Annotated in this window: 19 protein-coding genes; all 19 read left to right on the top strand. The window is 31.8% G+C overall.

Annotation, left to right across the window (positions count from 1 at the left end):
* Positions 1–192 precede the first annotated feature (192 nt).
* The 19 genes from EC396_RS08875 to EC396_RS08785 all read left to right on the top strand — a co-directional run bounded on the left by EC396_RS08875 (position 193) and on the right by EC396_RS08785 (position 21,138).
* A complete protein-coding gene (locus EC396_RS08875) occupies positions 193–1,455 on the top strand; it encodes a site-specific integrase (protein WP_129366356.1) in 1,263 nt (420 codons plus the stop codon).
* 100 nt (positions 1,456–1,555) lie between these two features.
* Positions 1,556–2,410, top strand: a complete 855-nt coding sequence (locus EC396_RS08870) for an RteC domain-containing protein (RefSeq protein ID WP_129366355.1) — start codon at positions 1,556–1,558, stop codon at positions 2,408–2,410.
* A gap of 346 nt (positions 2,411–2,756) precedes the next feature.
* A complete protein-coding gene (locus EC396_RS08865) occupies positions 2,757–3,035 on the top strand; it encodes a helix-turn-helix domain-containing protein (protein ID WP_129366354.1) in 279 nt (92 codons plus the stop codon).
* A 95-nt stretch (positions 3,036–3,130) separates the two neighbouring features.
* Positions 3,131–3,805: a hypothetical protein gene (locus EC396_RS08860; RefSeq protein ID WP_129366353.1), complete on the top strand. Its 675-nt coding sequence runs from the start codon at positions 3,131–3,133 to the stop codon at positions 3,803–3,805.
* A 97-nt stretch (positions 3,806–3,902) separates the two neighbouring features.
* Complete coding sequence (locus EC396_RS08855; protein WP_370276456.1) at positions 3,903–4,751, top strand: ATPase; 849 nt, start codon at positions 3,903–3,905, stop codon at positions 4,749–4,751.
* A 132-nt stretch (positions 4,752–4,883) separates the two neighbouring features.
* A complete protein-coding gene (locus EC396_RS08850; protein ID WP_240665672.1) occupies positions 4,884–5,300 on the top strand; it encodes a hypothetical protein in 417 nt (138 codons plus the stop codon).
* Positions 5,301–5,440: 140 nt separating this feature from the next.
* A complete protein-coding gene (locus EC396_RS08845) occupies positions 5,441–9,295 on the top strand; it encodes an efflux RND transporter permease subunit (protein ID WP_129366352.1) in 3,855 nt (1,284 codons plus the stop codon).
* Between the two features lie 4 nt (positions 9,296–9,299).
* Positions 9,300–10,541: a TolC family protein gene (locus EC396_RS08840; RefSeq protein ID WP_164975232.1), complete on the top strand. Its 1,242-nt coding sequence runs from the start codon at positions 9,300–9,302 to the stop codon at positions 10,539–10,541.
* Positions 10,542–10,553: 12 nt separating this feature from the next.
* A complete protein-coding gene (locus EC396_RS08835; RefSeq protein ID WP_129366350.1) occupies positions 10,554–12,401 on the top strand; it encodes an efflux RND transporter periplasmic adaptor subunit in 1,848 nt (615 codons plus the stop codon).
* 62 nt (positions 12,402–12,463) lie between these two features.
* The gene (locus tag EC396_RS08830; protein WP_129366349.1) at positions 12,464–12,784 is read left to right on the top strand and encodes a P-II family nitrogen regulator; all 321 of its coding nucleotides are present in this window, start codon (positions 12,464–12,466) and stop codon (positions 12,782–12,784) included.
* 2 nt (positions 12,785–12,786) lie between these two features.
* Positions 12,787–13,359: an AraC family transcriptional regulator gene (locus EC396_RS08825; RefSeq protein ID WP_129366348.1), complete on the top strand. Its 573-nt coding sequence runs from the start codon at positions 12,787–12,789 to the stop codon at positions 13,357–13,359.
* Between the two features lie 77 nt (positions 13,360–13,436).
* Positions 13,437–13,802 (top strand): heavy metal-binding domain-containing protein, encoded by a 366-nt coding sequence (locus EC396_RS08820; RefSeq protein WP_129366347.1) that lies wholly within the window; start codon positions 13,437–13,439, stop codon positions 13,800–13,802.
* Positions 13,803–13,915: 113 nt separating this feature from the next.
* Positions 13,916–14,344 (top strand): hypothetical protein, encoded by a 429-nt coding sequence (locus tag EC396_RS08815; RefSeq protein WP_129366346.1) that lies wholly within the window; start codon positions 13,916–13,918, stop codon positions 14,342–14,344.
* A 160-nt stretch (positions 14,345–14,504) separates the two neighbouring features.
* Entirely contained in the window at positions 14,505–15,854 is a 1,350-nt protein-coding gene (locus tag EC396_RS08810; RefSeq protein ID WP_129366345.1) for an NAD(P)/FAD-dependent oxidoreductase, read from the top strand.
* Positions 15,847–16,689 carry an ATP cone domain-containing protein gene (locus EC396_RS08805; RefSeq protein WP_129366344.1) on the top strand — a complete coding sequence of 281 codons (843 nt, stop codon included), beginning with the start codon at positions 15,847–15,849 and terminating at the stop codon, positions 16,687–16,689. Before EC396_RS08810 ends, EC396_RS08805 begins: the two co-directional genes overlap by 8 nt.
* A gap of 13 nt (positions 16,690–16,702) precedes the next feature.
* Positions 16,703–19,195, top strand: coding sequence for a heavy metal translocating P-type ATPase (locus tag EC396_RS08800; protein ID WP_129366343.1), 2,493 nt, complete (start codon positions 16,703–16,705; stop codon positions 19,193–19,195).
* Positions 19,196–19,337: 142 nt separating this feature from the next.
* Positions 19,338–20,582: a hypothetical protein gene (locus tag EC396_RS08795; protein WP_129366342.1), complete on the top strand. Its 1,245-nt coding sequence runs from the start codon at positions 19,338–19,340 to the stop codon at positions 20,580–20,582.
* A 47-nt stretch (positions 20,583–20,629) separates the two neighbouring features.
* The gene (locus tag EC396_RS08790; protein WP_129366341.1) at positions 20,630–20,842 is read left to right on the top strand and encodes a hypothetical protein; all 213 of its coding nucleotides are present in this window, start codon (positions 20,630–20,632) and stop codon (positions 20,840–20,842) included.
* 11 nt (positions 20,843–20,853) lie between these two features.
* A complete protein-coding gene (locus tag EC396_RS08785) occupies positions 20,854–21,138 on the top strand; it encodes a DUF5676 family membrane protein (protein WP_129366340.1) in 285 nt (94 codons plus the stop codon).
* The last annotated feature ends 8 nt before the right edge of the window (positions 21,139–21,146 follow it).

The following is a 21,146-nucleotide window of genomic DNA, read 5'->3' as shown; positions in this document are numbered from 1 at the left end:
CCTTGTAAATCCTATGTTTTACAAGGATTTTTATTTTTGAGACTGTCATTATAATTGATTTAATTTCATATATTTGGTCAACAAATCGGTCAACAAAAAATTGCGCGGTCAACATTGTTGACCAAATGACCAAAAACCATAGTTGATTTGACTTTCGTCTTAAACAAAGTTTAACTTAAAAAGACGACAACTATGAAAACACAAAACACTTTTTCAATCCTTATTTGGATTAATGCTTCGCGTGCTAAAAACAATGAAGCTGAATTATTTGCAAGAATTACTGTTAATCAGAAACGAGCAAATATTAGCTTAAAGCGTAAAATTAACATTGACCACTGGGATAAATCTAAATCTCGATTAAAGGGTAATAGTGAAAAAGCAAGAAAACAAAACCAATTTATTGAGCAAATAAAAGCTAAACTGCAAAATATTCATTTAGATTTATTTAATCAAAAAAAATTAATTACAGCACAACTAATTAAATCAACCTTTTTAGGCGAAGGAGAAAACCACAAAACACTTCTAAATTTAATAGATTACCATTCTAATAAAATTAAAAACACTTTAGCTCCTGGTACTGTCAGAAACTTTGAAATCACTGAAAACTATGTTACAAAATTTTTAGAGCATAAAAGAAAAACTACAGATATTTACTTAAATCAGTTAGACTATAAATTTATTTGTGACTTTGAAAATTATCTTCATAATTATTGGCCTAATGGCCACCCTAAAGCAATGGGACAAAATACCGTAATGAAACACATTCAACGTTTTAGAAAAATGGTGACCCTCGCCTACCATTTAGAATGGCTACCTAAAGACCCATTCATAAGATGGAAACCAACCTTCGAAAAAACTCAACGAGAATTTCTTTCTCAAAATGAACTATCCAATTTAGAAACCTACCACTTCCCTATTGAGCGCTTGGAAAGAGTACGTGATTTATTTGTATTCAGTTGCTATACCGGAATCAGCTACATTGATATTATGGAATTATCAAAAGACAATGTACACATAGGAATTGATGGAAATAAATGGATTATCACAAAAAGACACAAAACAAAAACACCTGTCAAAGTTCCCTTATTAGAAAAATCATTGGACCTACTAATAAAATATGAAAACCATCCGATGACAGAAGTATCAGGAACACTTTTTCCAGTAATTACCAATGAAAAGTTGAATTTATACTTAAAAGAAATTGCTGAGGCAGCAGGCATCACCAAAAACCTAACATTCCATATGGCACGTCATACTTTTGCCACTACCGTAACCCTAACCAATGGAGTTCCCATTGAAACAGTTTCAAAAATGTTAGGACATACAAAAATTGCAACCACTCAAATTTATGCTCGTGTAATTGAAAGAAAAGTAAGTGATGATATGAATGCTCTTCGAGCTATCTTAAATAACAATAAATCAAATGAAAACAATGAAAAAAAAGCTGTGAATTAATTAACAATATGTTAAATGATGTTATTTGATTAACTTTATATCAATTCATTAAAGGGGTTTTATTAATTTTAAAACAAGAAAAAGATTTAAAAACCCCACAATGCCAAAAATTGCCTCAATCATCTCAAAATTAGATGCGTCAATTATTGAAATTGATAAATCAAATCACAATCAATTAATCAGTTTAAATCTAAAAATTAAACTCAATGAAAACTGCTTAAATGAACTTCGTCAAGAAGTAAAATTAAATGGTTTTCAATCTCCTAAAGAGGAAATTTACTTTTTTAAAAAGCAAAAGCCATACATCAAAGGAAGGCTCAGGTTCTACCTTGCTTTAAATGCGTACCTTATAGAAAAACCTGCTGGTAGCAAATCAAAACAACGCAAATATGTAGATTTACAATTAAGCTATATTAGACTAGAAAATTGCAAGTACATTAATTTTGTAAATTATTATAAACTTAATGAAACCAAAAATGATAAAACTTATTTTTTAAGAGGTATAGATCAATTCGAATTATATATTGACAATTCTACAATTTTTGAAGACCCTGAATTTCGTACTACCAGAGATCATCTTGCTTCAGAAATTGTTGCAAATGACCTACTAACACAATATTATACCAACGAATTAGAATTATTAAAAGATAAAAACGCTAAACCCTCAATTCAAGAAGTTCAAAATACTTACAGCACTAAAATACCTTGGACGGGTACACCTACAGAATTAATTGAATTATTACGTAGTTTAAATGCTTGTAAATCTATTGACAATGGTAATTTATCGACAAAACAACTTAAAGAATTATGTATAAACCACTTTGGTATAGACCCTGGAAATATCTATAAGATTCTTGACCAAATAAGTGCTAGAAAAACAAACCACACAAAATTTTTAGATAAATTGAAAAAATCACTGTTAAACGATTTGAGGAAATATTGGAAAAAATTATAACAAACACAATAACAGTAACTTACAAGCTATATTTTTAGGAGCTTTTAGGAGTAAAAGTTACTCCTAAAATGTCGTTTTACACACAAAAAAGTCCGCTTTTCACCCCTTTTTTACCCCTTTTTGATGCCTTTTTAAAAGTTATTATATAATAAAATCAATCTTAAATATATTTTCAAAAAAAATTACCCTAACAATACGCTCACAATCTGCACTTTACAACTTTTAATTGATTTAATTTTTAGGAGTTTTTAAAAAACTACTATTTTTTCTTATTAAAACATTTGAGTTTTGTAGCACGAAAGTCAAATCGCTATAAACAAATTATTAATTCTAAAACAATTGAAAAATGCCAGCACAAATTTTAACAACAGATGATTTAAGAGAATTCAAAATTGAACTATTGTATGAAATTAAAAACCTATTAAAAATAAAAACCTCAGTTGATACAAAAAAATACCTCAAATCTTCTGAAGTAAGAAAACTTCTAAAAATAAGTCCAGGAACACTTCAAACTTTAAGAATTAATGGAACATTACCCTATACAAAAATTGGTGGAGTTATCATTTATGAAGCTGACGAAATAAACAAAGTTATAAAAGAAAATAGTATTCATAACAAATTTTAATTATTCCACTTTTCCTTAAATGTCACACTGAGCTCAGCCTGTCCTGAGTTTATCGAAGGATCGAAGTGCAAATATTAAACTTTAATTTTTACCCTATGAACTACATCAAACACCTCAACGGAGTTTATATTCAATTTTCAAAAGACAATCGCTTAAATCCAACACATATAAGCTTGTATTTAGCTTTATTTCAGTTTTGGAACTACAATCGTTTTCCAAATGAATTTTATATCAATCGCGAAGAAATCATGAAGTTTTCTAAAATCGGTTCAAATACAACATATCACCGTTGCATAAAAGAGCTAAGTCATTGGAAATATATCCTTTATAGTCCATCCCACAATCCATACAAAGGCAGTAAAGTGAAGTTGTTTAATTTCAGTACAAGCGATAAGCAAGCCTTGTATTTAGACTCTACCATTAATGGACAAGCACTGGTATCTAATATAAACATGAATAAACATAATATAAACAATAATAAACCTCTCTCTATAAAAGAGATTTTTAATTTTTTTAAAAAAAAGAATTGGCCCGAAAATGAATCCGAAAAATTCTTCAATTACTACGAATCTATCGGATGGAAAAAAGGCAACAATCCAATTGAAAATTGGCAAGCTGCTGCAGAAAGTTGGATGCTAAAAACAACCGATTTTAAAATTTCTAAAAAATCAAGAAAAAAATCAAAAACAAATGAAAACGATTTACTACTTGACCATTTTCAAGACAACCTCCACGTCAACCAAAACAAAAATTACGATGAACCATTGTAAATCAAAACGGCATATCGAACATAGCTCGTGAAATTTGAAAAGAGCTTTCGTAAAATTTTAGGCTGTTTGAGCACAGCGAGTTCCTAAAATTTAGAAAGTGATTGAAAAATTTAGAGATAGGTTCGTAAGCCTAGATTTTTTGTTTCTTTTTCATCAATGGAAAAAGAAAGTGCAAGCCAAAAAAAAGAACAACAGAAAAAAATTAACCACTATGAACCCAACACCTCACATCAAAACCGAAGGAACCTCAAAATTCCAAATAGGAGAAATTATCGACAACACCGTTCACTACGATTTCGAAAAAATAAAAACCTACCTCAACATCAAAGGACATATGCTTTTTGGGAAAAACTTCAGAATCTACAAAGAAGACGAACCCCTTATTTTCAAACTCTGTTGTTACTTCATTCAAGACCATTACAGCTGCGCACAAATGGGAATTGACACCAACAAAGGATTATTACTATCCGGACCCGTAGGATGCGGTAAAACTTCCCTAATGAAGTTATTATTACATCTTGCACCACACAAAACAAACTACGAGCTTATACCAACGCGAAATATTGTATTTAATTTCAACACCTCAGGTTATGAAGTCCTGGATAAATACAACGACACCAAAAACTACTGTTTTGACGATTTAGGAATAGAACCAATGGGCAGTCACTACGCCAAAGAATGCAATGTAATGGGCGAAATTTTACTCTCACGCTACGACCTTTTTATGCGTCATCCTCAGATTATTGAAAATCGGTCACTGAGCGAAGTCGAAGTGAAAGCCATCAACCAACAACCAATCACAAACAACCATAGTAAAACCCACATCACAACTAACCTCAACGCACAAGAAATTGAAAAACGTTATGGCAGCAGAGTAAGAAGCAGATTAAGAGCAATGTTTAACCTCATTAGTTTTGATCAAAAAGCAATAGATAAAAGAATGTAATTTACCATCAAAAAAATGATTTATAACAGTTTGGTTATCTGATAATTATATATATCTAAGTTATAACTCATTGTTAACTTTAACAACATTTTAATATTTTTTTAAAATAAATAATTAACTTTGCATTAAGTTATGAATGAATTCTTTAAGAAAATATCAGCAATTTTAATGGCTTTTGTAGTGCTTTTTACTACAATGTCATTTAGCTTTAGTGAACACTATTGTGGTGATCACTTGGTAGATTTCGCTATGTTTTCAAAAGCTGAATCATGTGGAATGGCAATGGAAAGTGCACCTGCAAATAGCGATTGTAACACTTTTATAAAAGATTGTTGTTCTGATATTATAAAACAAGTAAAAGGTCAAGATGAATTGAGTGTTGTTTACACCAATTTAAACCTAGAACAGCAAGTTTTTTTAGCTAGTTTTACCTATACTTATTTAAATTTATTTGAAGGTTTTGATACTAAAATCAATACTTTTAAAGACTACTCTCCCCCACTAGCCGATAGGGACTTGAATGTTCTTTATGGTGTTTTTCGTATTTGATTTTTATTTATTTAATAGTTGTCTATTTTTTTACTTCTTTTCAATGATTAGTAAATCAATAGAATAGCTCCGTTTAGGTCATTTTTTATTTAAAAAAATGGCTTCATTCTATATTAAATAATATAAAAATCAAATTTCATATGCTTAATAAAATCATACGTTATTTTCTTGAAAACAAGTTAATAACATTTATAGTACTGTTTTCCTTTATTATAGGAGGTATTGTAACCGCTCCTTTTGATTGGAAGACCTCTCTAATCGAAAGAAATCCCGTGCCTGTTGATGCTATTCCTGATATTGGCGAAAATCAACAAATTGTTTTTACCGAATGGGCAGGACAATCACCTCAAGATATTGAGGATCAAATTACCTACCCACTCACCACTGCTTTGTTGGGAATTCCTGAAGTTAAAACCATTAGAAGTAATTCTATATTTGGTTTGTCAAGTATCTACATTATTTTTAATGATGATGTGGATTTTTATTGGAGCCGTACCCGAATTCTCGAAAAATTAAATTCATTATCGCCCGGCACTGTACCTGAAGATGTTAAACCTGCCTTGGGACCCGATGCTACTGCGCTCGGACAAGTTTATTGGTATACTTTGGAAGGCAGAGATGCCAAAACAGGCAAACCTACTGGTGGTTGGGATCCTCAAGAATTGAGAACCATTCAAGATTTTTATGTTCGTTACTATTTAACAGCTGCTACCGGCGTTGCCGAAGTAGCATCTGTTGGTGGGTTTTTAAAAGAATACCAAATTGAAATTGACCCTGATGCAATGAAAGCCAACAATGTTGATGTTGGTATGATTATGAATGCTGTTAAAAATAGCAACCTAGATATTGGTGCTCGTACGTTGGAATACAATAAAACTGAATACCTAGTGAGAGGTTTGGGGTATATTAAAAATCTATCTGATTTAGAAGAAAGTGTCGTGGTGGCTCGCAAAAATGTACCTGTTCGCTTAAAAGATGTTGCTAAAATTCAGTTTGGTCCTGCTGGTCGCAGAGGCGGTTTGGACAAAAGTGGCGTTGAAGCCGTAGGCGGCGTTGTGGTTGCACGTTATGGTGCAAATCCGTTAGAAGTAATTCAGAATCTAAAAAATAAAATCGAAGAAGTAGCGCCTGGATTGCCTTCAAAAACCTTGGCAGATGGTACAGTTTCAAAAATAACAATTGTTCCTTTTTATGACCGATCTGGGTTGATTCATGAAACGTTAGGTACTTTAGAATCATCACTATCACACGAGATTTTAATCAGTATTCTGGTGGTTATTATTTTGGTGTTGAATTTAAGGGCTTCGGTTTTAATATCCATGTTGCTTCCTGTTGGGGTGTTGATGACCTTTATTTTAATGAAATACTTTCATGTAGATGCCAATATTGTTGCACTTTCGGGTATTGCAATAGCTATTGGGGTCATGGTCGATGTAGGTATTGTTTTTACTGAAAATATCATACGGCATTTAGAATTGCCCGAAAATGAAGGTGTAAAAGGCAAAAACTTAACACAACTCATTTACTTGGCAACTATTGAAGTTGCTGGGGCTATTGTGACTGCGTTAGCAACAACTGTAGTAAGTTTTTTACCTGTATTTGCCATGCAAGCTTCCGAAGGGAAACTATTTAGACCTTTGGCTTTTACAAAAACATTTGCATTAATGTCGTCATTAATTATTGGAATTATGTTTATTCCTGCATTGGCACATATTTTATTTTCTATAAAAATAGATAAAAAGAAAACCAGTAGAATCTTCAATTCAATATTGATTGGTTTTGGAGTGGTTTTCTTAGCAACTTTTGGAAGTGTGATTGCTATTGCTTTAATTTTAGTGGGAGTCAATAATTTATTAACCATTGTTTCGCCACGAAGTTTATTTAAAAACCGCATTCAATTACCTTATTCAGAAAAAGTAGCAAATATCATCAATATTGTAATTGCGGCTTTGGTTGTTATTTATTTTTTAACCATTGAATGGTTGCCGCTAGGCGCTTCAAATTCAACATTTACAAACCTTATTTTTGTATCGTTGCTACTTTGTGTTATCCTCGGTTTTTTAATGTTGATTGTACACTTTTACACCCCAATTTTAAAATGGTGTTTGGTGAATAAATGGAAGTTTTTAATGTTGCCAATATTTGTTTTAATCTTTGGAGTTGTTGCTTGGTTGGGTATTAATAAAACAGTTGGCTTTTTACCGCAACCCATCAAAAATACCTCGGTTTGGAAAAGTTTGGAAAAAACATTCCCAGGCATTGGCAACGAATTTATGCCTGCCTTGAACGAAGGTTCTTTTTTGTTGATGCCGACTACGATGCCACACTCAAGTATCTCTGAAAATATGGAGACACAGGCAAGTTTAAACAGGCATTTAATGTCTATTCCAGAAATTGAGTCTTCTGTAGGTAAATGGGGGCGTGTAAATTCAGCATTAGACCCTGCACCTACTTCTATGTACGAGAATACCATCAATTTTTTACCAGAGTATATGATCAATGAAGGTGGACATAAAATAGCTTTTAAAGTTAATAAAGACGATGCCTTTGTTTTAGCAGATGGAACAACTTATAAATATGGGGAAGATACTTTTAGAAAAATTTCTAAAGAGGAATTGATTGAAGATGAAGATGGTGAATACTTCAGACAATGGCGTGTGAAAATTAAAAAACCAGACGATATTTGGAATGAAATTGTAGCACATTCTAAATTCCCTGGACTCACCTCTGCTCCAAAATTACAACCTATTCAAACTCGACTTATTATGTTGTCTACTGGTATGCGAGCACCTATGGGAATTAAAGTATTTGGACCAGATTTAGAAACCATTGAAAAAGTAGGTTTTGAATTTGAAAAAATACTACAAGAAGTGCCAAGTATCAAAGCATCTACTGTTTTTGCAGATAGGGTTGTAGGAAAACCATATTTAGAAATGAAATTAAATAGGCAAGCCATGTCTCGTTATGGTTTGTCTGTAAAAGATATGCAATCAACCTTGGGTGTTGCCATTGGTGGCAAACAACTCACAACCACGGTTGAAGGGCGTGAACGGTTTCCTGTTCGTGTACGTTATGCACGTGAGTATAGAGACAATCCAGATGATCTTAAAAAACTGTTGATTCCAACTCCTTCAGGCACGCAGGTTGAATTGGGTGAAATAGCAGACATCACTTATACAAGAGGTCCACAAATAATTAAAAGTGAGGATACTTTTTTAACGTCATATGTGATTTTTGATATGAAAGATGGCTATGCTGAAACCAATGTGGTTGAAGATGCTCAAGCACTCATCAAACAAAAATTAGATGCCGGAACATTTGTATTACCCGATGGAGTTACATATCGTTTTACAGGTAATTACGAAAATCAATTAAGAGCAACCAAACGATTGGCAATTGTAATACCAATTAGTTTGCTGATTATTTTCATCATTTTATACCTTCAATTTAAAACTGTAATCGCTTCAACCATTCACTTTTCAGGAGTGTTTGTGGCATTTGCAGGTGGGTTTATTTTAATTTGGCTATACAGTCAACCTTGGTTTTTAAACTTCAATTTTGCAGGTGTTAATATGCGAGACTTGTTTCAAATTCACACTATTAACTTAAGTGTTGCTGTTTGGGTAGGATTTATTGCCTTATTTGGAATCGCTACCGATGATGGTGTAATTATGGGAACTTATATTCATCAAACTTTTGAAGAAAAAAATCCACAAACTATTGATGAAGTTAGGGCTGCGGTAATTGAAGCAGGTTCAAAAAGAGTTCGACCTGCAATGATGACGGCAGCAGTTGCCATTATAGCGTTGCTTCCTGTTTTAACAGCCACAGGAAAAGGAGCGGATGTTATGGTGCCTATGGCAATACCAACTTTTGGAGGGATGACCATTCAAATTATGACAATGTTTATTGTGCCAATTTTACAATGTTTTTGGCGTGAAGGTGAAATCAACAAACGAAATAAAAAACAGTTAAAAGCACTTAAAAATGACTAAAAAGATGAAAAATATAACACTATTATGGTCCTTCTTTTTACTGCTGTTTGTGCAAATTTCACAAGCACAAGAAAATCTGAACGACTATTTGAAAATAGCAGCCACTAACAATCCTGAATTAAAAGCAATGTTCAGCGATTATATGGTAGCAATGCAACAGGTGCCAAAAGTTGGTGCCTTACCCGATCCTACTTTTGCTTTTGGGTATTTTATTCAACCTGTGGAAACAAGATTAGGACCACAAAAAGCAACATTTAATTTGGCGCAAAGTTTTCCTTGGTTTGGTTCGCTTGGTGCAAAAAAAGATGTGGCTTCTGAAATGGCAAAGGCCAAATATGAAGTGTTTGAAAATACTAAATCAAACATATTTTTTGAAATAAAAACAGCTTATTACAATTATTATTTTATTGAAAAAGCCATAGATATTACCAAGAAAAACATTGAAATTTTAGAAGTTTTTAAACGACTTTCCTTAGTGAAAATTGAAGCAGGAAACGCTTCTATTGTTGATGAATTGCGCGTAGAATTAGAGCTCAACGATTTGGAAAATCAACTGGCGTTGTTTTTAGATTCAAAAGATGTGTTGCAGGTTACTTTCAACAATTTACTCAACAGAAATGAATTTGATGAAATAGTAGTTCCTGAGCTTTTATGGCAAGATGAAATTCCGTTAAATGAACTGACAATGCTCGATTCAATTTACGCTTCAAACCATCACCTAAAAAGTATCGATCATAAACTTACGGCATTTTTAAATCAAGAAACTGCCGCAAAAAAAGAAGGACTTCCAAAATTCACTGTCGGCTTCAACTATGTTATAGTTGGAGAAAACCCAATGTCTGTTGATCCAAATAATGGAAATGATGCAATGATGTTTCCTCAAATTGGAGTTTCTATTCCGCTGTATCGCAAAAAATACAAAGCGATGATTGCAGAAGCACAATATATGCAGGAAGCTGAAACTGCTAGAAAAGAAGACCAAGAAAACACCTTAAGCACCATTTACCAAAATACTTATAAAGATTTTAGTGATGGAAACAGACGTATTCATTTAAACCAAAAACAAGCCGAAATAGCTAAAAAAGTGTTAGATATTTTAATCACTTCCTACTCCACAAATTCAACAGATTTTGAAGAAGTATTGCGGATTGAACGTCAGTTATTAAAATACGAATTAGAGCATCAAAAAGCCATTATCGATAAAAATGTCGCTGTTGCTTTTGTAAATTATCTATTAGGAAACTAAAAAAATACAATCATGAAAAAATATAAAAATTACATATTAGGAGCCGCTATTTTATTAATCGGAATCTTACTAGGGAGTGTTTTTTCTGGAGGAAATTCAGAAGCATCCCATAATGAATCAGAACATGAATTTGTTCAAGACCCAGTTACACAACTTTGGACCTGCTCAATGCATCCTCAAATTCAAATGCAAGAACCAGGAAATTGCCCAATTTGTGGGATGGAATTGATTCCTTTAGAAACCAATGCAACTGCTGAAAACATTAATGCCGATGAAATTGTGTTATCTGAAGAAGCTTATCAATTAGCAAATATTCAAACAAGTGAGGTTGAAAAAGCCAATGCCGAAAAAGAAATTCGTTTACTTGGAAAAGTTCAAGCCAATGAACGCAATTTATACGCACAAGTTTCTCATATTCCGGGTAGAATTGAACAACTTTATGTAAATTTTACTGGTGAAAATGTGGTAAAAGGACAAAAAATTGCACGTATTTATTCCCCAGAATTGATTTCAGCACAAAAGGAATTGTTTGAAGCCATCAATTCAAAAAACGTATATCCTGCATTATACACTGCAGCACGTAACAAATTGAAATTATGGAAATTGACCGACAATCAAATTGATGCTATTGAAAAATCAGGCAGCGTACAAGAGCAAATCGATATCCTTTCAGACTATTCAGGTTATGTGATGAAACGCAATGTTGAAGTAGGCGATTACCTCAAACAAGGCAGCACTTTATTTGATATTGCCAACCTTAGCTCAGTTTGGGTTATGTTTGATGCGTATGAAGCAGATATTGAATGGATTTCTATAGGTAATGAAGTTGAATACACCATTCAGGCTTTACCTGGTGAATCATTTAAAGGAAAAGTGAGTTATATAGACCCATTCATTTCTTCAGGTTCAAGAATTGCTAAAGTACGTGTTGAAATGCCAAATACAGCTGGAAAATTATTGCCTGAAATGTTTGCAAATGGCATCATCAAAGCAACATTAAAAAACGCAAAAGACGCGTTAATCATTCCTAAAACTGCGGTATTGTGGACAGGAAAAAGATCGGTGGTTTATGTAAAAGTGCCTCATGAAAAAACCATCTCATTTACCTATAGAGAAATTACTTTAGGCGCAGATTTGGGTAATTTTTATATTGTTACAAATGGCTTAAAAGAAGGTGAAATAGTAGCCACAAACGGCGTGTTTAAAATTGATGCTTCTGCTCAGTTGGTGGGTAAACAGAGTATGATGAACCCAACTGCTGAAAAACAAAACTTAGGTCACGCAGGTATGGATATGAGTGGTGATAAAAAGATGGACACAAAAACTCCCATGAGCGATGATGAAATGAAAAAAATGAATACTACGGAAGTAGAAACAACCGACCATTCAAAAATGGAAAGTAGAATCATTGTTTCAGAAGAATTTCAAAATCAGTTAAATAATGTCCTTAATAAGTACATCAATTTAAAAGATGCTTTAACTAAAGACGACGCCACCGCTGCTCAAAAATCTGCTAGTGAATTACTAAAATCATTGGGTACAATGGATATGAAATTATTAACAAACAATGAAGCTCATATGCATTGGATGACTATTTCAAAAGAAATTACGACATCTGCCAGTGCTATTTCAAAAAGCACTGATATTAGTATTCAAAGAAATCACTTTAAACATTTGTCGGCACATTTCATAAAGGCTGTCAAATTATTTGGTGTAAATGAAAAGGTATATGAACAGTTTTGCCCAATGGCCGATAATAATAACGGTGCTTATTGGTTAAGCTTAGATGAAAAAATTAAAAACCCATATTTAGGAACTTCAATGCCTAAATGTGGTGACAATAAAACTATAATTGAATAAAACAACTTAAGAAATATTCCGCAAATAAAAGTTGCGGGGTATTTCTTCAAAACAGTACAATTATGAAAGAAATTAAAGCATTTATTAGACCAGAAAAGTTAAACACAGTTGCCAAATATCTCAAAAAAGAACACTTTTGTTGCTTTACAGTTTTTAAAGGTGAAGGTGTTGGAGATTACACAGATCCTGATACAGAATATCCAAGTTTAGATTTTCCTTTTTTACATAATAAAGTTGTAAAAATTGAGCTAGTTTGTAACAAAGAAGAGGTTCCTAAAATTATTAAAACTATAAAAACCCATGCGCAAACTGGGCATAGTGGAGATGGGCTTATTTATGTTAGTAATGTAGAGAGTAAAACTAGAATTAGAGAAACCATCTAATTATGGAACTCTCAAACTTTATATTAACTGTTAAAAATATGGTTTGCGACCGTTGTATAAAAGTTGTTAAAGAAGAAATGTCAACTCATGAAATACAATTTGAACGTGTTGAATTAGGTAAAATTCATTTCAATAAAAACCTTTCAAATGATGAATTAAATAAATTAAAAAATATTTTGGAAAAAGAAGGGTTTGAAATAGTTGAAAAATTCGATTTCCAAATAGTAAATCAAATTAAAACACTCATTATTGAGAATATTTACTATGGGAGACACAAATTATTCAATCAAAATTATTCAAATTTTTTAGCATCAAATTTAAAAATTGAATACGGACATTTGAGCAGAAATTTTTCTGAATTAGAAGGACGTACCATTGAAAATTATATTATTCAACAAAAAATAGAGCGTGTGAAGGAATTAATTTCTTACAATGAATTAACAATAAGTCAAATTTCATATGAATTAAATTATAGCAGTCCGCAACACTTATCTAGACAATTTAAACAAATTACTGGAATAACACCTACACAGTATAAAAACATAGGGTCTCGTGGGAAATTAGATACAATTTAAACATAATTATGCACAAAATTGTAGCTTAGTATTCAGACCTTTATATAATAAATAACGAGAATTAACAACAAAAAATTATGAACACAAAAAAAGTATTAGCTGTTTTAGTAATAGCTATTGTAGGATTATCAACAATGAATGCTCAAGAAATGGATCATTCTAAAATGAAAAAAGACAGTACAAAAATGGAAATGGACCATTCTAAAATGGAAATGAAAATGGACCATTCTAAAATGAATCAAGATTCATCAACAATGGATATGGATCATAGTAAAATGCAGAAAGAAAAAGTGACGAAAGTTTATACATGTTCAATGCATCCTGAAGTAATTAGTGATAAACCAGGTGAATGCCCAAAATGTGGTATGAACTTAGTTGAGAAAAAAATGGAAATGAAAAAAATGGACGATAAAAAAGAAGACGGCCATAAACATAAACATTAACAAAAGTCCTGGCGTTAAGAAAAGAGACTATATTCATTGAAGATTTGATTGATTGTTTTTCTTGAACTTTAATTCTCTTTTCTTACTCAGGCACAATAAAACTTCGTGAAATTATGAAAACAAATAGAAATTTTTTAATTATTGGTTTCTTTTTTTTAGCTGCTTTAATTAGTAGTTGTACTACTAAAACGAAACAGAAAACCGAATCTTCAGAAAAAACAAAAATTGAATATTCTGAAGAGACCCTTTCAAAATCGGCTGGAGTAGCTAAAATTGAATCAAGTAAAGTTTGTTATGTTAATAACAAATTTATGGGGATAGATCAAATTCCTGTTGAGTTTGAAAATAAAACTTATTATGGATGTTGTGAAGGTTGTGTAGTAAAATTAAAAACAATGAGAGAAACTCGTTACGCAATTGATCCTTCAACAGGCAAAGAAGTAGATAAAGCTGTTGCATTTATAGTGCTAAGCCCAGCAGGAAATAACGATGTTCTTTATTTTGAATCTGAGCAAACCTATAAAGATTATATAAAATCCTAAATAACCATTTCGTAAATGGTTATTAAAGTTCTCAACAAAAGAAAAGGGAATATAAAATTATATTTTCTAAAAACTGTTTTACAGCAATATTCCTTTTTCTTTTTAAACCCTAAATTTAAAGAATAATATTGTTGTAATCACTCCCTTAAATCTAAAAGTTATGCAAACCAATAAACCTTCCAACTGTTGCACAAACATAACTGGTTGTGAAACTGATTTAATTTGCTTACCTCCTTCTAAATTTAAGCGAATTGTTGTTATTGGTGGTGGTTTTGCCGGTTTAGCCTTTGCTAAAAAATTAAAAAATAAAAATTTTCAAGTTATTTTAATTGACAAAAATAACTTTCATCAATTTCAACCCTTATTATATCAAGTAGCAACTAGCGGACTAGAGCCCGATAGTATTGCTTTCCCATTAAGAAAACAATTATCAAATTATAAAAATGTAACATTTCGATTAGCTGAAGTTTTAAAAATAGAAACTTCAACAAATACCGTATATACCGATAAAGGCTTATTAACTTATGATTTTTTGGTTATTGCAACTGGAACAGCAACTAATTTTTTCGGATTAAAATCGGTTGAAGAAAATAGTTTAGGACTAAAAGATATTCGCGACTCGTTAAATATTAGACACATGATGTTGCAAAATCTTGAACAAGCTGCAATTACTTGTAACACTAATGAAAGAGACGCTCTAACTAATTTTGTAATTGTTGGTGGTGGACCTGCAGGTATTGAAATGGCTGGTGCTTTGGCTGAATTTTGTAAATACATTTTACCAAAAGATTATCCTGAATATCCTTCATCAATCATGAAAATTTATTTGGTAGAAGCAAGTCAGAAAATTTTGTCTGTAATGTCTGAAAATGCTTCTTCAAAGGTCACCCAATATTTAAAAGATTTAAATGTTGAAGTTTTATTGAATGAAGCTGTTGTAGATTATGATGGTAAGGTTGTAAAAACCAAAAGTGGAAAAGAAATTTATGCTCGAAATTTAATTTGGGCTGCTGGAGTAAAAGGGCAATTACCAGAAGGACTAGATAGCAATTTTATAATTCATGGTCAAAGAATAAAAACCAATGAATACCTTAAAGTTGAAGGTTATAATAATGTTTTTGCCATGGGTGATGTTGCTGCTTCTATTTCAGATAAAACACCTAAAGGCCATCCTCAGGTAGCTCAACCGGCTATACAACAAGGTGATTATTTAGCTGAAAACTTTCTTAGAACAATTCAAAATAAACCGCTAAAACCTTTTATTTATAAAGATAAAGGTTCTTTGGCAACTGTTGGTAAACGCAAAGCTGTTGCAGATATTGGTAAAATAAAATTTTCAGGATACGCAGCATGGTTAGTTTGGTCATTTGTTCATTTAATGTCTATAAGCGGTTTCAAAAATAAATTATTGGTAGGTTTAAATTGGGCCATAAGTTATTTTAGTTATGACAAAAGTAATCGTTTAATCATTCGTAATTTTAAGGTTAATAATAAGGAAAGCCATGAGTAATATTCAAATTTTAAAAGATAACGGAGAACTTGCCAATTTTGAAAGAGCTAAACTTATAGCTTCTTTATCAAAATCTGGCGCATCAGATTCAGTTGTAGAAAAAATTGTTACAGAGATAGAATTTTTATTATTTAACGGTATTACTACTAAAGAAATTTACAAAAAAGCATTTGAAAAGTTAAAAAATCATGCACGTCCAACTGCTGCAAGATATAATTTAAAAAAAGGAATTTTGGAATTTGGCCCAACGGGTTTTCCTTTTGAAATATTTGTTGGTGAATTATTAAAACAACAAGGTTATTCAGTAAAAATTGGAGTTATAACTCAAGGTTTTTGTGTACAACATGAATTGGATGTGGTGGCCGAAAAAGATAACAATCATTTTATGATTGAATGCAAATTTCATAGTTCTTTCAACACCAAATGCAGTGTTAAAATACCACTTTACATCCAATCTCGTTTTTTAGATATTGAAAAACAGTGGGTTAAACAAGAAGGTCATGGGCACAAATTTCATCAAGGTTGGGTTGTTAATAATACCAGATTTAGTGAAGATGCAATTCAATATGCCGAGTGTATGGGCTTAAAACTTTTAGGCTGGGATTACCCTAAAAACGGAAGCTTAAAAGATATAATAAGTACATCAGGGTTATATCCAATCACTTGTCTAAACACACTTAAAAAATCGGAAAAACAAGCGTTACTTAATAAAAATATTGTTTTATGTAAACAATTATGTATTGAAACTTCCCTTTTGGATGAAATTCAAATACCTGCGCTAAAACAAAACAAAATTTTAAAAGAAGCACGCGCATTATGCGGTTTTAAACTTTAACTATTAAATTATTATGAAACATACATACAAAATAACAGGAATGACTTGCGGTGGTTGTAAAACAAATGTTGAAGCTGCTTTAAGTAATTTAAAAGAAATAAAGAACGTTGAAGCAAATTTAAAATTAGGTGAAATTAAAGTTGAAATGACTTCACATATTTCAATTGAGAAACTGCAAGAAATATTATTAAAGGCTGGTTTGCATTATACAATTGAACCTTTTATTAAAAACACATCGCACAGCCATCTTCATCTTGAACACCCCAAAACAGTTGAAAAAGGAAATGGAGTTTTTTATTGCCCAATGCATTGTGAGGCAGACAAAATATATGAAACTCCAGGTAGTTGTCCAAAATGCGGAATGGATTTGGTAGAACAGCCAAAATTACAGGTTGAAACTAAATATACTTGCCCAATGCATCCTGAGGTTATTCAAAACTCACCAGGTTCTTGTCCAAAATGTGGTATGGATTTAGTACCAATGGAACCAGACGAAAGTGAGGAATTGAAAACTTACAAGATGTTGGCTAAAAAAATGAAAATTTCTACTTTTTTAGCAGTTCCTGTTTTGATAATTACCATGGCAATGCATTTACCAATAAACCCATTACCAAAATTAATGCCTCAAATATACTGGGATTGGTTACAGCTTTTTTTAACAATTCCTATCGTATTTTATACCTGCTGGATGTTCTTTATCAAATGTTATAAATCCATTATTTCTTGGAATTTAAACATGTTTACCTTAGTGGGAATTGGTACCGGTGCAGCATTTTTATTTAGTATTGTTGGTTTATTGTACCCAAATGTTTTCCCTTTAGAATTTAAAGGTGAATCTGGTGATGTCAGCTTATATTTTGAGGCTACAGCTGTTATCCTAGCCCTAGTTTTATTAGGGCAATTGTTAGAAGCCAAAGCACATAGCCAAACTAGTGGCGCCATAAAAGAACTACTTAAACTTGCCCCTTCTGAAGCTACAATTGTTGTTAATGGAAAAGATAAAGTGGTTTCAATTCATGATATAAATGTAGGAGATTTTTTAAGAGTAAAACCTGGTGAAAAAATTCCAGTTGATGGTGTTATTGTTGAAGGTAGCAGTAGTATTGATGAATCTATGATAACAGGTGAACCAATTCCGGTAGATAAAAAATCTGAGGACAAAGTAAGTTCAGGTACTATAAATGGTACTAAATCCTTCATAATGAAAGCTGAAAAAGTAGGTTCAGACACATTATTATCACAAATTATTCAAATGGTAAGTGACGCCAGTCGATCACGTGCTCCTATTCAAAAATTAGCCGATACCATCTCTAAATATTTTGTTCCTATTGTAGTAGTGATTTCAATTTTAACCTATATCATTTGGGCAAATTTTGGTCCAGAACCAGCTAGAGTTTATGGTTTTGTAAATGCAGTGGCAGTATTAATAATTGCTTGTCCGTGTGCACTGGGGTTAGCAACGCCTATGTCTGTAATGGTCGGTGTTGGTAAAGGTGCGCAAAATGGTGTGCTAATTAAAAATGCAGAAGCCTTAGAATTAATGAACAAAGTAAATGTGTTGATTACCGATAAAACTGGAACACTTACTGAAGGAAAACCATCGGTTGAAAAAGTATTTTCCGTTGAAGGGGACACCACAAGCCTAATAACTAGCATCGCATCGTTAAATCAACATAGTGAGCATCCATTGGCATTGGCAATTGTAAATTATGCTAAAAAAAATAAAATTGATCTGGTAAAAGCTATAGATTTTGAAGCAGTTGCAGGAAAAGGAATTACCGGGATTGTTAACAATAACAAAGTTGCTTTAGGAAATGAAAAATTATTAATACAATTAAATATAAAAGTTTCTAACACATTAAAAAATGAAGTTATAGTAGAGCAAAAATTAGGTAAAACGGTATCTTATATTGCTGTGAATAATATTACCGTAGGTTATGTAAGTATATCCGATGCTATTAAAACGACAAGTAAAGAAGCTATTGAAAAATTAATGGCTAGTGGTATTGAAGTCATTATGCTTACTGGAGATAATGAAAATACAGCAAAGGCAGTTGCTGATGAATTGCATTTAAGCAACTTTAAAGCAAGTTGTTTGCCTGAAGATAAATTAGAATTTATTAAAAAACTACAAGCAGAAGGAAAAATTGTTGCTATGGCTGGTGATGGTATCAATGACGCTCCTGCCTTAGCACAGGCAATTGTGGGTATCGCTATGGGAACAGGAACAGATGTAGCTATTGAAAGCTCAGAAATTACACTTGTTAAAGGTGATTTACAAGGAATTGTGAAAGCAAAAAATCTAAGCCATGCTGTGATGAAAAACATCAAACAAAACTTATTTTTCTCCTTTGCCTATAATGTATTAGGTGTGCCAATTGCTGCAGGAATATTTTTTCCTTTTTTCGGAATTTTGTTATCTCCAATTATCGCAGCATTGGCAATGAGTTTTAGTTCTGTATCAGTAATTTTAAATTCATTAAGATTAAGAAGAGTGAAAATTTAAAATAAGGTTACAATAAAAAACACAATTATTGAGCGGATAGAATTGGAAGAGAAACTTCCAGAAATTAAAATGAACAAATAAATATTTCACAAAAATTTAATACTGTTCTTGGGACAGTCGAAATCTTTCAAATAAAATAACAATGAGCAACTTCTCACAAATCGTCCAACAATACAAAACGGATAGCGAAAGTGTTTACAATACTTGGTTTGTAGATAATGACCAAAGATTAAAAGCATTTCGAACCATTCGAAGAGGCGTTTTGCAAGTGATTGCCGATGTTAAAAACAAGGGTTTTCCAAATGATTTTAAAGGCAGTAGTTTAGAATTGGTTTTAAGTTGTATTGCAGAACAAAAACAGGTTTTTGTTGGTGTTGCACATCCTTTTTATTGGAAACCAAAATTAAGAATTCCTGATATTTACGAAAATCAAAACAATAAAATTGCTTTTGGACAATTTCTCGAAAACTGCATTCATGCAAAAACAGAAGAACTTGTTATAAAAGAAATCGTAAAATTAGATGAATTAAAAATAAAAGGGTTGGGTCCGGCGGTAGCCAGTATTTTATATTTCTTGCATCCAACTTGGTTTCCGCCATTCAATACAGCCATTCTCAACGGATTTAATTTTTTATTCAAAGATAAAAAGAAGTTAGGCAGTTGGACAGAGTACTTAAAAATTAGGGAAACTTTAATTGAAACCAACGGCAAGTATAAAGCAGAATTATCCAATGATTTAGGAGCAATTGCAGGATTATGTTTTGAAATTGGAAGCCAAAAAATGCTCATTGGCAACGATGAATACTTAAGCGAAGAAAAGCACGCAAGATTTGAAAAGAAAATACTAAAACGCCAAAAAGAAATTCAAGATGAAAAACTGGAAGAAAATCTTCATAACGAAATGCAGTACCATTTATTAAAAATTGGATCTTCGTTAGGTTATGATGTTACTCCTGCCAGTAATGATAAAAGCAAATCATACAATGGTCAAAATTTTTCTTTTATTTCAATTCCTAAATTTCCGGAATTACCAACAGACAAAGACACCCAAAAAACAATAAGGCTGATTGATGTGGTTTGGTTTCAAAAAGGTACAAATAACATTATTGGCGCATTTGAAGTTGAAAAAAGCACAAGTATTTATTCTGGTATTTTACGATTGTCCGATTTATATTTTAGCATTTCCAATGGCGATGAGGTTTTTTATATCATTATCCCTGATAGTAGGGAAAAAGATGTATTACTTCAGTTAAACAGACCAGTCATAAAAAATTCAAAAATGAATATCAATTACATTCTGTTTTCAGAATTGCGAAGTCAATGTGATGCTATTTGCAAATTTGGATCAGACTATTCAATAATGGAAAAAATTGCAAAATCAATTTGAAATCAATTCACAATGAAATTATCAAACAACATTTAATATTTTAAAAAATGAAATCACATAAAAACCACATGTTAATTATGATATTTGGCTGCGTTTTACCGTTGCTATTACTGTTTATAGCGCCACTTTTTGGTATCAACAACTCATTATCATTTTTTTTATTTATTGTGTTAATGCTTGGAATTCATCTTTTATTTCCAATGCATAGTCATAAGCACAATAATCATTCAGATTTTAATTCAACTGATAATAATAATTAAATATAAATACGATGAAACAATTTAATGTGAAAAAAATGGGAATTGCCTGTGGATTAACAGGTGTATTATTGTATTTGGGATGTATTATTTTAATGTTTTCTGTGGGGCAGAAAGGAACAATAGCCTTTTTTAATAACCTTTTACATGGATTAGATACAACCTCTATAATTAAAATGGATGTATCCCTATTAGATGCTGGTTTAGGTTTAATTCAAACATTTATTTTATTTTGGTTAATTGGTGCAAGTATCGCAGCATTTTATAATGCATTAACCGGAATTCCTGAGAAAAAGTAATAGCAAAT

Origin of the sequence: Lutibacter sp. HS1-25, assembly GCF_004121075.1 — a bacterium.
GTDB lineage: Bacteria > Bacteroidota > Bacteroidia > Flavobacteriales > Flavobacteriaceae > Lutibacter.
The sequence above is the reverse complement of the archived record's forward strand: the minus strand, read 5'-3'. Positions and strand labels throughout refer to the sequence as shown.